At 42.9% G+C, this 12,230-nt stretch carries 16 protein-coding genes; 6 read left to right on the top strand and 10 right to left on the bottom strand.

Annotated elements, in window-relative coordinates:
- Positions 1-82: 82 nt before the first annotated feature.
- The 10 genes from rlmH to BVC89_RS02760 all read right to left on the bottom strand — a co-directional run bounded on the left by rlmH (position 83) and on the right by BVC89_RS02760 (position 7,584).
- Positions 83-550, bottom strand: a complete 468-nt coding sequence (gene rlmH / locus BVC89_RS02805; protein WP_086929747.1) for a 23S rRNA (pseudouridine(1915)-N(3))-methyltransferase RlmH — start codon at positions 548-550, stop codon at positions 83-85.
- Between the two features lie 35 nt (positions 551-585).
- Complete coding sequence (gene rsfS, locus BVC89_RS02800; protein WP_086929746.1) at positions 586-930, bottom strand: ribosome silencing factor; 345 nt, start codon at positions 928-930, stop codon at positions 586-588.
- A gap of 63 nt (positions 931-993) precedes the next feature.
- A complete protein-coding gene (nadD, locus tag BVC89_RS02795) occupies positions 994-1,665 on the bottom strand; it encodes a nicotinate-nucleotide adenylyltransferase (RefSeq protein WP_086929745.1) in 672 nt (223 codons plus the stop codon).
- Positions 1,665-2,918, bottom strand: a complete 1,254-nt coding sequence (locus BVC89_RS02790; RefSeq protein ID WP_086929744.1) for a glutamate-5-semialdehyde dehydrogenase — start codon at positions 2,916-2,918, stop codon at positions 1,665-1,667. Before BVC89_RS02790 ends, nadD begins: the two co-directional genes overlap by 1 nt.
- A 94-nt stretch (positions 2,919-3,012) precedes the next feature.
- Positions 3,013-3,537, bottom strand: coding sequence for a PIN domain-containing protein (locus tag BVC89_RS02785; protein ID WP_086929743.1), 525 nt, complete (start codon positions 3,535-3,537; stop codon positions 3,013-3,015).
- A 1-nt stretch (position 3,538) separates the two neighbouring features.
- The gene (locus BVC89_RS02780) at positions 3,539-3,775 is read right to left on the bottom strand and encodes a UPF0175 family protein (protein ID WP_086929742.1); all 237 of its coding nucleotides are present in this window, start codon (positions 3,773-3,775) and stop codon (positions 3,539-3,541) included.
- Positions 3,776-3,913: 138 nt separating this feature from the next.
- Positions 3,914-4,228 carry a cyclic-phosphate processing receiver domain-containing protein gene (locus tag BVC89_RS02775; protein WP_216825079.1) on the bottom strand — a complete coding sequence of 105 codons (315 nt, stop codon included), beginning with the start codon at positions 4,226-4,228 and terminating at the stop codon, positions 3,914-3,916.
- Positions 4,229-4,275: 47 nt separating this feature from the next.
- On the bottom strand, positions 4,276-5,241 hold the full coding sequence (locus BVC89_RS02770; protein WP_086929741.1) for an alpha-L-glutamate ligase-like protein: 966 nt from the start codon (positions 5,239-5,241) through the stop codon (positions 4,276-4,278).
- A gap of 30 nt (positions 5,242-5,271) precedes the next feature.
- Entirely contained in the window at positions 5,272-6,783 is a 1,512-nt protein-coding gene (locus BVC89_RS02765; protein ID WP_245929311.1) for an inactive transglutaminase family protein, read from the bottom strand.
- A gap of 33 nt (positions 6,784-6,816) precedes the next feature.
- The gene (locus BVC89_RS02760) at positions 6,817-7,584 is read right to left on the bottom strand and encodes an ATP-dependent zinc protease family protein (protein WP_216825078.1); all 768 of its coding nucleotides are present in this window, start codon (positions 7,582-7,584) and stop codon (positions 6,817-6,819) included.
- Positions 7,585-7,976: 392 nt separating this feature from the next.
- On the opposite strand from BVC89_RS02760, the gene BVC89_RS02755 reads away from it, so the two are divergent.
- The 6 genes from BVC89_RS02755 (at position 7,977) to BVC89_RS02730 (ending at position 12,209) form a co-directional block, all read left to right on the top strand.
- Positions 7,977-8,636 (top strand): HAD family hydrolase, encoded by a 660-nt coding sequence (locus tag BVC89_RS02755; RefSeq protein WP_086929740.1) that lies wholly within the window; start codon positions 7,977-7,979, stop codon positions 8,634-8,636.
- 102 nt (positions 8,637-8,738) lie between these two features.
- Positions 8,739-9,281 carry a glycine zipper 2TM domain-containing protein gene (locus BVC89_RS02750; RefSeq protein ID WP_216825077.1) on the top strand — a complete coding sequence of 181 codons (543 nt, stop codon included), beginning with the start codon at positions 8,739-8,741 and terminating at the stop codon, positions 9,279-9,281.
- A 91-nt stretch (positions 9,282-9,372) separates the two neighbouring features.
- On the top strand, positions 9,373-9,705 hold the full coding sequence (locus tag BVC89_RS02745; protein WP_086929739.1) for a PepSY domain-containing protein: 333 nt from the start codon (positions 9,373-9,375) through the stop codon (positions 9,703-9,705).
- A 5-nt stretch (positions 9,706-9,710) separates the two neighbouring features.
- A complete protein-coding gene (locus tag BVC89_RS02740; protein ID WP_086929738.1) occupies positions 9,711-10,385 on the top strand; it encodes a response regulator transcription factor in 675 nt (224 codons plus the stop codon).
- Entirely contained in the window at positions 10,375-11,769 is a 1,395-nt protein-coding gene (locus tag BVC89_RS02735; protein ID WP_103654229.1) for an ATP-binding protein, read from the top strand. The genes BVC89_RS02740 and BVC89_RS02735 overlap by 11 nt, the downstream gene beginning before the upstream one ends.
- Positions 11,770-11,798: 29 nt before the next feature.
- Complete coding sequence (locus tag BVC89_RS02730) at positions 11,799-12,209, top strand: VanZ family protein (RefSeq protein WP_086929736.1); 411 nt, start codon at positions 11,799-11,801, stop codon at positions 12,207-12,209.
- Positions 12,210-12,230 lie beyond the last annotated feature (21 nt).

The raw sequence follows: 12,230 nt of genomic DNA, 5'->3' as shown, positions 1-12,230 counted from the left end.
TCAGTTATTTATATAAAATTAGTTATGCGATGTTAGCAATATCACAGGCGCTTAACCGCCTATGATCACAAATATACATAGGCTACTTATGGTATGGATGATTTTGTGTAATTGTCCAAGCGCGATAAAGTTGTTCTATCAAAACCACCCGCACGAGAGGGTGGGGCAAGGTTAATGCAGATAAAGACCATGACTCATCTGCAAGCCCTAGACACTCTTTTGATAAACCATCCGGGCCACCAATAACTATATTTGCATGTATCCCCGACATTTGCCAATTTTCTAGCTTGGTCGCCAATTTTTCGGTGGATAAACTCGTCCCTTTAACATCTAGCATGATGACATGAGCTTTCTTAGACAAAGCGGCAATAATTTGTGTTCCTTCTTGCGCTTTTATTTTTTCTCTGTTGCTTGTCTTCGACCTGGGTGCTAATGGAAGTTCTATCAATGAAGGACACAATTCTCTAGGTAAACGCTTAGCATATTCATCATAGCCTTGCGCTACCCATGCAGGCATTTTATTGCCAACACTTATTATCGAAAGTTTCAAACGCTAACACCTGCCTTAGTGATGAAGCTTAAGGATTATGAATTATTCTTTCTCGATGGAGGCTCCATCGTCCATAACTTTTCTAACTCGTAAAAATCACGAGTGCTTTGTTGCATCACATGAACCACAGTATCTCCAAAATCCACCAAGGTCCACTCGCCATCCTCCATACCTTCTACACCAATTGCCTGAATACCAGCTTTTTTTGTGTCTTCGACAATGTTTTGAGCCAAGGATTTTACATGACGGCTTGAAGTACCGGTAACAATGACCAAACAATCCATCACATCACTAAGTTCTGTAACATCCAGCTCGGTGACATCTTGCCCTTTTGAATCTTCTATTGCGTTTTTAATAATCTCATTTAAGTTTTCTGACATGTAATTCTCACTAAATCTATTTACTACTTATAAATCTTCACTTCAATATCTGCGCCAATCTATTTATGAGTCTGTTGGCCGCGAGATATAGAGCTGTTTATTTTTAATATATGCCGCCACCCTACTGGGCACGTCATCATCAATACTTTGCCCAGCAACCACTCTTTTGCGAATAGCGCTGGAAGCAAGGTCTAGTTCTTCTGTATCAAGCATCACTATTTTACCGCAAGCATGATGCCTCACAGCAGCGGCCGCAACGCTATTTTGCGCACAGTATGCCAGCAATTTATTATGCTCACCTTGCTCGTCAATATCGATGCCAGCTCGCCTAACAACAAGCAAGTTACATAGTTTAAGTATATCCTGCCAACGATACCATGTACTAAAGCTTATCCACGAATCCCAACCGATCACGAAGCATAGACAGCAATCATTACCTTCTTGTTTACGAATTTCCAGCATGGAGTCATAAGTGTAAGATAACTTTTCTCTTTTTAATTCTCGCTGATCAATTACAACATTGGGAAAATCTTCAAGAGCAGCTCGTAACATATGAAGTCGGTCTTGCTCAGTCGCCTGTAGAGCCTGCTTGTGCGGGGGTAAGCGACAGGGCAAAACCCGCATTTGTTCGGGCTTTAGGATATCAAGAACACTTTGAATAACGAATAGGTGGGCGTTATGCACAGGATCAAAACTTCCCCCGTATAACGCCACAATAGGCAACGGTATGGACATTAACTTAGGATTTGACCATTACCCAAGACCACCCATTTTTGAGACGTTAAGCCATCGAGACCAACCGGGCCACGGGCATGAATCTTATCAGTGGAAATACCAATCTCTGCGCCTAAGCCGTATTGAAAGCCATCGGCAAAACGTGTGGAGGCATTAATCATAACCGAGCTGGAATCCACTTCTGTTAAAAAGCGCCTAGCCAACGTGTAGTTTTCAGTGACTATCGACTCCGTATGTTGAGAGCTGTAACAATTAATATGCTCAATCGCAGCATCGATATCATCAACAACCTTAATAGATAAAACAGGGGCGAGATACTCTGTCTGCCAGTCTTCCTCAGAGGCAGGCAAAGCAGAGACTAACTTACAGGTTTTTTCACAGCCACGCAGTTCAACGCTTTTATCCTGATAAGCTTGGGCAAGACGGGGAAGAATATCTTTCGCTATCGCATCTGCAACTAGCAGGGTTTCCATCGCATTACATACACCGTAACGGTGGGTTTTACTATTGAGAGCGATATCAAAGGCTTTTTCAAGATCTGCTTGTGCATCAATATAAACGTGACATATACCATCTAAATGTTTGATTACGTTGACTTTCGCATCATTGGCTATTCTCTCAATAAGGCCTTTGCCACCGCGAGGAACAATTACATCCACATATTCGGACATCGTGATCAGTTCGCCCACTGCAGCCCGGTCTGTGGTTTCAATAACTTGTACAGCATCTTCTGGCAAACCGGCATGGCTTAAGCCCTGCTTGATACATTTGGCTATCGCCTGATTCGAACGAATCGACTCACTACCGCCACGCAGAATAGCGGCATTTCCAGATTTCAAACAAAGACTAGCCGCATCGATAGTGACATTAGGCCGAGACTCATAAATAATGCCGATAACCCCCAAGGGCACTCGCATTTTTCCCACTTGAATACCCGAGGGGCGATATTTAAGATCAGTAATTTCACCGCAAGGGTCAGGCAAAGCCGCCACCTGTTTTAGCCCTTCGATCATGCCATCGATGCGCGCGGGAGTAAGCTCTAAACGATCCAACAAAGCCGCATCTAGACCATTACTTTTACCTTGCTCAAGATCCTGCTGATTGGCAGCAGAGATAGCCTCTCTAGCGCCTTCAATCGCATCGGCAATGGCCAGCAAGGCATTATTTTTAGCGCCCGTTTCAACCGCTAACATTTGACGGGAGGCACTCTTTGCGCGAGTCCCAAGGGACTGCATATACTCTTTGATACTCATCTATTTAATACTATCGCTCATGTATAAACTTCGTTTTGGAGATTATCGTCAAGCTAAAGCGCGCAGCTCTTTCGCGTCGCTTTTGAGCTTTTTGTTACGCTTTACTGGTTTTCGGCACTTCGCCAAGATCTTGTAGCACCGTATTGTAGAGTATTGGGCTTAACTTGAACGAAGTAAGCCGAAGCTTATTAAGGTATGGAGCTACTGCGGGGATAATGCCGCGCTCCTTAGCCATTTTAAAGATTCCTAGCATACCAGCGACTCTAATGCCCTGGTTTTTTGCTTCCCACCTTCCGTCCAGTTCATCAATAATGAGTAAATCAGCATTCGTATGCAGAGCGAGCCCAATTGCTTGGCTCTCACCAGGATCTAGCTTTTTTTTAAATTTCTTCGCATACCCATCATAACTATTAACCTTTTTAACTTTAATCCAAGGTAGAGTTTTGACCTCTTTAGAGCCACCTATATGGTCGCCTTGCCGAGTAAGCTCCTGATAAACGGCTTCGGGAATATAGATCGTTTTGAAAAGGTTTTTCAGTAACTCAATAGCCCCTATTTGGGAAAGGTAAGTAATAGCTGTAGTGTCGCTAACAACGATTTTTCCTGGTTTATTTACCATTTTAAAAATCCTTTAAGTTATCGCTATCTTCTAAATACTCATTGACGTCATAATTTACATATTCATTATATTTCTCGAGTAATCCATGAAATTCAATCTCTGAAGTACCAAGAACCTTTCCACCTTGGACGCCATTTATCCTTTTTGCTTTATAAAGTGATATGGCAAGAAATTCGATCATTTCAGATTGACTTAATCCTGCACTTTCCGCTATCTCGTCTAGTACCTCTATTTTCATAACTTATTCCCTCATAGTTGCAAAACTTTTGAAGCATAACTACCGTCTTTAATAATTTTGCCTTAAAGACTTGGGGTTTAGAAGCTTTAACTAACTCATAAAAGGTACTGCATGAAGAACATACTATTGACGAACTTATCAGTAGGTTTTACTTTTATTACTAAACCGGATAATAGTTTGAATACCAGCTTCCATCTTTGCTCGTGCAGTGCTATTTGCACTATGTACTCTTATTTCTGGCGGTATGAACTGTTGAGTAATGACAGCCTCTTCAATCCAAAGTACTACATCATTACCAGTGCCTCGCTCATCATCACCTAGATCATGATCAAGACTAATCACATCAACATTTCCAGTCTTGAGCAGTTCAATTGCCTCATCAGGCCAATATACTCTCTCCCAGCCATCAGGAGTGGGTCTCAGATCATCAAGATAAACTTTCATGGTGCTCATAGCTATTTTGCATACTGCGCCCAACTGTGGATAGGTATTATACACGCTTATGCAAATGAGGCATCGCTGTCTGTGGCAAAGCATGAACATGCATATTGCACACGCTCTTCTACGCTCCAGCGCTCAAGGCGCGGGGTTTCTTCGATTTTATTAAGCCTTGGAATTAAGCCTGTATTATTGGCAATCTGTATTGAGAGGCCCGGGCGCGCATTTAGTTCAAGTAACATCGGCCCTAGTTTTTCATCGATAACTAGGTCGACACCTAAATAGCCTAACCCGGTCATATCGGCACAGGCGCAAGCTAGCTCTAATAGCCTGCCCCATTTAGGGAGTGCAAGTTCTGAAAGGTCTTGTTTAGTATCGGGATGGATACGGATAGGTACATCATTTTGCACGGCATTTACCGCTTTACCTGTGGCAATATCTAATCCAACACCAATGGCCCCTTGGTGTAAGTTGGCTTTGCCATTAGACTCTGAGCAGGAGAGTCGCATCATCGCCATCACAGGCACACCGCGAAAAACAATCACGCGGATATCAGGCACGCCCTCATAAGAATAGTTAGACAAGCTGCCATCGACGCGAATACAGTCTTCTATCATGGCAACATCGGTGGCACCACCAAGAGAAAAAAGCCCAGCTAAGATATTAGAGATATGTCGTTGTAGCTCTGCGGCCTCAAATGCTTGACCGTTAGTACGGTAATACTTGCCATCCTCAACATTGGATACCACCAAAATTCCCTTACCACCTGAGCCTTTGGCAGGTTTAATACAGAAGGAAGTATAACCTTCTATCAAGCTACCGATGTTTTTCGCCAGTGACTGGCTTTCAACCACACCAATTAACGGTGGGACAGTGACCCCGTGTTCAATAGCGAGCGTCTTCGTTTGTAACTTATCGTCCACAATGGGAAATAGTGAGCGCTGGTTGTAGCGGCCAATATAGGAAATATTGCGTCTGTTCATTCCCATCACACCTTTCGATGCGAGGTTTAGATAAGTTCGAAACATACGTGTATTGAAATTTAAAGTGTCAAAGCCTTAGCTCTTTTGAAAGGGACTGAAACGACGAAGTTCAAGTAGTCGATAGCCTGTGTAATTACCAACAAGCAAGACAACCCCCATGAATACAAGCTGCAGCCCTAAGAAATTAAATGTTAGATGCCGTACCAGCTCATTGGTCAGTAACATATAAGTCACTAACGCTACCAACAGCGAGCCGCCAGATTGCACCAACACTTCTTGTGGCCCCTCCTCTTCCCAAAGAATGGACATTCTTTCGATCGTCCAGCTTAGAATAATCATCGGGAAGAAGGTAATTTTCAGACCTTCACTCAGGCCCAGTTGGTAAGCAATTACCGACAAACCAGCAATCAAGATGATTACGGAGATAATAACGGCGGCAATCCGCGACACCAGCAGTAGATTTAGATGGGAAAGATAACTTCGAATCACCAAGCCCGTGCTAACAATTAACAGGAAGCCCACTAACCCCGTTACCAGGCTAGTTTGTATGAAAGACATAGCGATCAGCACAGGCATGAAGGTTCCAGAAGTTCTGAGACCAACAAAAATCCGCATAAATACCACTACCATTACACCCACAGGGATGAGCAAGATACCTTTAAATAAGGCTTGCTCCTCAAGAGGTAGACTATGGATGGAGAAATCAAGTATGGAAGGGTCTCTCACAAACCCACTGGCTTGAGCTTCATTGAGCGGCACTTCTTGCTCGATCATTGAAAATGAAACATTGGTATTAGAGCCGCCAATCACATCGATCAGAGGTTGAGAGTGGGATTCCCATAACAACAATGTGCCGGGCTTTCTAATTTTTCCACTTTCTGGGTTGAAGATTTTGTAGCCATCTTCATTAAATACCTGCAGGTAGCTCACTAGACGCTGGCGCCTGCGGCCATCCTCCAGTTTTAGGCCCAAAACTTCTCGCGCCGATACATCCGCGTGCTGCAGAAGGGTGACCAACCAGGCAATCTTAGACTTGTTCTGGATAAGGAACTCAGCACTTTGTGTCTGAGTATTAAATTCGCGAATTAGCTCAGATGTTAGAGTAAAAGGATCAGCAGAACGTTTTAGTGCCTGCTCAAGTAAGGTTTTAGCGGCTGTTTCATGTGGGCCATCTCCGAGAGGCGTTAACTTAGCCTCGGGCATGGTATATGTTCCAGCCTGGTTCTGATCCTCATCGACCAAAACATCAACACGATAATAGAGTATTTGTGGGCCTGCAGCATCGCGAATAGTCCATTGTGCTCGGCGCGCAGGCTCATCTTCTAGGTATGAAAGACCATAGCCCGCACTGGCCGTATGCTCTGCCATACGCACAAAGCCTTCTTGTGTATCGGGAATTGCGAGAGAAACGGTAACGGGTTCGTTACGTGCTCTAAATTCGACTTTCGATTCAATGGACCAAATTTGTTGCTTTTCACCTGGCAACCACGGCACATCAAAATTCTCGTGCCGGTAATAACTGAGCATAATACCGGCAGAAATTAATAGGAAAACTAAAAAATAGAAAGGTTGTCTAGCGAGCTTCACTGATTACTCAACTCTAATTTACTCAACTCTAATTTATTCAACTTGGGCAGTTAGTTTGGGGTCTTGTGGGCGAGTGAATTTCTTGGCCACATCTACCACAGCAATATCCTGAAGAAAACTACGTCCAAGTAGGACGGGGTATAACATTCCAGTACGATCAGACAAAGTAAATTCAGTTTGTTCGGTCAACTCACCAAGTAATAAGCTTAGCTTGACGACAGGGCGTCTCTCCAGTTTATCGCTAGAAGCTTGACGGATACGTACATAACGTTCAAGTGGCGCTTCCATGGAAATATCTCTTTCACCCAAGCTGACGCTAAATCTCACCCAACGATCACCATTACGCTCAAAACGCTGAATATTGGTAGCATTGAGAGACGAGGAACTCGCTCCAGTATCCACTCTAGCTTTCATATATTCACTAGCACCCTCAATTAGAACATATTCCAAACGACCCAAAACAGCTTTGCCACCTACCGAAAGCGCTGCAGGATCAACTTTTGGAACTGTTTTGTTCTTTTTGGGAGATTCCGTAACCTGAACTCTTTGCTTGGGTGCTGTAGCCTGCACCAATTGCTTACCGATAATATGGATTTGGGACTGCATTTGGCCGATGCGATCCGCCAAAGCCAACTGAGAATCGGATAGAGAATTTAGGCGTGAGCTGTGTTCTGACAGCAAATCTTGTTGCTCTTGCAATAATTCATGGCTTTCGAGAGCCAGCGGATTATCTTTGTTGACACGAAACATTGAACATGCAGAGAGAAAAATGAGACCCGCACAAAGGAGTAATACTCTCATTATATACACCTAAAAAATATCCTATTAATTCTTCATTATGATCCCGCCAGTATAGCGGCTATACATAATACCAATCGCCATTTATTTTTATGCGAATAGCGACACAAGATAGGCTCAAAACCGACAAGTATTCACACATATGCTTGATTCAAAGCCTTATAGACAACGACATTATAACCCGTAAAGCGTAAAACAATATGACAGGCCGAGATAAAAATGCTCTTTGCAGGCTGTAAAGACCTCTGCAAAATCTAAGCTAGCTCGATACAAGTGAGCAAAAAATCATCGCTTGCAGCAGCCTGAGCACAGCTTTTAATCATTGGAAACGAACGCTATGATACTACGTACTTAAAGAAGGTTTTTAAAGAAAGTTTTTGAGGAAGTAGTTTCAGATGTCTTTGCAAGGTGTAATTTTTGATCACGATGGCACACTTGTGGATAGTGAGCGATTTCATTACGACATATGGCAGCAGCTAATGCAGAGCCATCACATCCACTTCTCAGAGCAGGATTATATTGCCCATTGTAGTGGTGTTCCCAGTATTGAGAATGCCCGATTCATTGTTAATAAGTACGATATTGACCTGGAGCCAAACGCACTATGCCAAGCCAAAGAAGCTCTCTGTGCCAAATATTTTGACCAGCATGAAACGATACTTTTACCTTATGTGCAGCAAACTATCGAGCAGTGCCATAAGCTCGGGCTAAGACTTGCGGTAGCAACAGGCGCCCCTAGAACCACCGTACAAAAATCCATCAGCAAACGAGATTTTTTCCCACTTTTCTCTTGTGTTGCCACTAGCGATGATGTTGTCCACAACAAACCTGCAGCTGACGTATACCTTCTGGCACTCAGCTCTCTTATGCTCAAGGCGGATGAGTGTATTGCTATTGAAGATTCACCAACAGGTATCGCCGCCGCCAAAGCTGCAAAACTTAGATGCATTGCCGTGCAAAACCATTATTCTAGGCAGCAAGATTTAAGTGCAGCAGATTATATTGTCGACGATTTATCTCAGGCGTACAGTATAATTGAGTCGCTTATTGGCTAGCCGCCACGTAAGAGTGGGGCTATCAATCCCATCACTACTGAGAGTTCAGCCTTGGTTCAGATAGTGAGACGTATCCTGTGTTTAACAATATAGGAGAAGATCATGAACCGTCTGATTAAACTCACAACTCTCGCTTCTTTGCTAAGTGTTTCAGCTTTTTCTGCGGCCGACAACCACAGGTTTTACGACTACGCCAAAGTTAAGGATGTGACCCCCATATATAAAACCTACAAGCACCGAGTACCAGAAGAAAGTTGCTGGGTTGAAACAGTTCAAACTGAACATCGCAGACCTCGTCATAATTCGGCCACAAGCACTATCGTTGGCGGTATCATTGGCGGCGCTATAGGACATGCTGTAGGACATAAAAAAAGTAACAAAAGAGTGGGGGCAGTCGTAGGTTCAGCCCTAGGCGCATCTATTGGGCACGATATTGGAAGACGCAGTAGAGGCGCAGATCGCTATGATGTCAGTTATGAAGATGTAGAACGTTGTGAAGTTTCTTATCACACAGAAACCCAAGAACGTTTAACCGGATATGATGTTACTTATAAGTACCGAGGAAAAACTTACTCTACATTTATGGAAGAGCATCCAGGTAAGCGCATTAAAGTTTCTGTCAACGTTCAGCCTGTAGATTACTAACCGTTGATTTTTAAAAAAATCGGTAAATATCTAACGATTAGCGTAAAATGGGCAACATCAACCTCAAAATTATGCATATGGCGTTTTATTAATGAAGTTGTTCAAAAACACTAAACAGTTGGGTAAAGCTGTCGCCTTAACGGTGACAATAAGTACTCCATGTATAAGCATCGCGCAATCTCAGAGTGATGAGAATGCTGTTGGCGAGGGCAATATTAAGCATCTTCGATATGCTAGCCTCAATGACCAGCTTATATATAGAAAAGCCTCTGGAAAAAGCCAAGCTGCAGCACAAGCACAGTCTCAATATGGTGGTAAAGTACTTAGTGTCAACACCTCTAAACGAGATGGTCGTACCGTATATAGAGTCAAGCTGCTACTGGATTCCGGGCGCATTAAAATAGTGTCTATTAACGGCGGATAAAACTTATGCGATTACTCATTATTGAAGATGAAGCAGCGATACGAGAACAGCTAGCTGATTTTTTTCAGCAGCAAAACTTTATTATTGATACAGCTGCAGATGGTAAAGAAGGAAGTTACTTCGCGATGGAATACGATTATGACATTGCGATTATCGATATAGGCCTACCTTTCAAAGACGGCATCAGTATCATCAAAGAATTGCGCGAGGCGGGCAAAAAATACCCTGTATTGGTGCTAACAGCACGTGGTAACTGGCAAGATAAAGTCAGCGGTTTGGAAGCAGGTGCCGACGACTACTTAGTCAAGCCTTTCCATTCGGAAGAGTTACGCGCCAGAGCCAACGCTTTAATTAGACGCTCAACTGGCAACGCTTCTCCCGTGCTTAACTTTGCCCCCATACGCATAGACACTTCAGCAAAGCACGTTTCAGTGAATGATAACAGTGTGGAATTAACTAGCTACGAATATAATACCCTTGAGTATTTAGCATTGCATGCGGGTGAGGCAGTATCAAAAACAGAGCTGACAGAGCATCTATACCACCAAGATTTTGAGCGTGACAGCAATGTGATTGAAGTATTCATTGGGCGCTTACGAAAAAAGCTTGATCCCGATAATACAATTAAGCCAATCAAAACTGTACGTGGACAGGGTTATCGCTTCCACCTTGAAAATTAAACAACTCATTATCTCAATAGTTAACCTGTTACGCAGCAAATCTCTAGCATGGCGGATATTTTCTGCCTCGGTAATTCTTCTACCTATATTGTTGGGCTTCAGCGCCTTCATGCTAGACCGAGCATTTCGGAAAAGCGTCTATAATAGCGAGCAGGATTCTCTACTCGCTTACACTTATTCGATGATGGCTGTAGCCGAGCCTGATGAAGGTTTTCTGTTAATCCCCGACGCACTAAGAGAATCACCGTTTAACGATCCGGCATCCGGCTTATATGCTCAAATAGTTGATGATGAATTCGGCCCTATTTGGGAGTCTATCTCTCTGAGCATTTCTCCTTTTACGGCCAAAATTCCATATAAGCATGTGGAAATTGGTGAATTTAGTTTTAGTACAGAGGAAATCGAAGGGGAAAGTTTTTTTATCTCGCGTTTCAACTCAGTATGGGAAATAGAAGAGATTGACCGTGAGTTTCAGTTTGTGGTTATCCATTCTCAAGCGAAATTACGTGGCGACTTGCTGGGCTACCGCAAAACGTTATTAGGGTGGCTGAGCGGCCTTGCCATACTTCTAATTATTGTGCAAACAGCCATTATCCGCTGGGGCTTGTTCCCTCTTAAACGCTTGGCATTAGATATTAAACAACTTGAGTCAGGTCTTATCCAGTCGTTAGACAAAAACTACCCAGAAGAAATTGTACCCGTCACACAAAATATTAATTTGCTACTCAGCAGTGAACAAAAACAGCGTAAGCGTTATAAGAATACGTTGGCGGATTTAGCCCATAGTTTAAAAACGCCACTATCAGTGATACGTAGTGTGATAGAAAAACATTTTCCTCAAGCAGAGAAGAAAGCAGAATGGGAATTGGCCGTCAATGAGCAGATTGAGCGCATGACCAAAATCATTAGTCATCAATTAAATCGTGCGACCGCTACTAAAGCTTCATTCCAATCTACGATTAAACTCACTCATCTTATCAAGCGAATTGGCAATGCATTAGAGAAAGTCTACCAAGATAAAAATATTCAGTTCACACTTCACATAAAAGAAGACCTAGACTACGCGGCCCAAGAAGCAGACTTTATGGAAGTACTGGGAAATATTTTGGAGAATGCTTTTAAATACGGCCATGGTAAGGTCACCGTAGATGCTATTCGCAATAAAAAAAGCATTACCATCAAAATATCAGATGATGGCGACGGCGTACCCGAGAGCATGCGTAATGAGATTCTCGAACGCGGTGCACGTGTAGATACATCGACACCCGGCCAAGGCATCGGTTTAGCTGTAGCCGCAGAAATTATCAGTAGCTACGACGGTGGAATATTAGTAGAAAAATCACACTTGGGTGGTGCTTGCTTTATACTGACACTGCCAGTATAAAATTAAATTTTGTAGGATTAACGCTAGCAATGCAATTACTGCTTTTACAGATACTACGCTTTATTTTTCAAAACCCTATTTTTAAGGTATTGAGAATTTTTCAGTTCCTACTTGCCATCGGCATTTTCTTTACCTTCGCTCTAATGCCAGTGAACAACACTCCCTCCAATATCCCGCCAGCAGCTCTTCATTTTACTGGCAACTTGTTACTTATAACATCGGCTTGGGTAGCATTATTAGAATACCTAAAGACAAGTAGAATATTTATTTTAAGCGCCGTTTTATCGCTGTGTTCTGAACTTGCACAGAGCCTTACTACCACGCGAATTACTGACCCTATGGACTTAGGCTACAACCTCATAGGACTTTCGGTAGGAGTATTAATATGTTTTATGCTCAATTACTTATTAAATACAAAACATATCACGGTACTTAACTGATTGAAATAGGCTTTATTTTTT

The organism is Agarilytica rhodophyticola, assembly GCF_002157225.2.
In the GTDB taxonomy this organism is placed as follows: Bacteria; Pseudomonadota; Gammaproteobacteria; order Pseudomonadales; family Cellvibrionaceae; genus Agarilytica; species Agarilytica rhodophyticola.
This window is presented reverse-complemented; position numbering and strand designations above follow the sequence as displayed.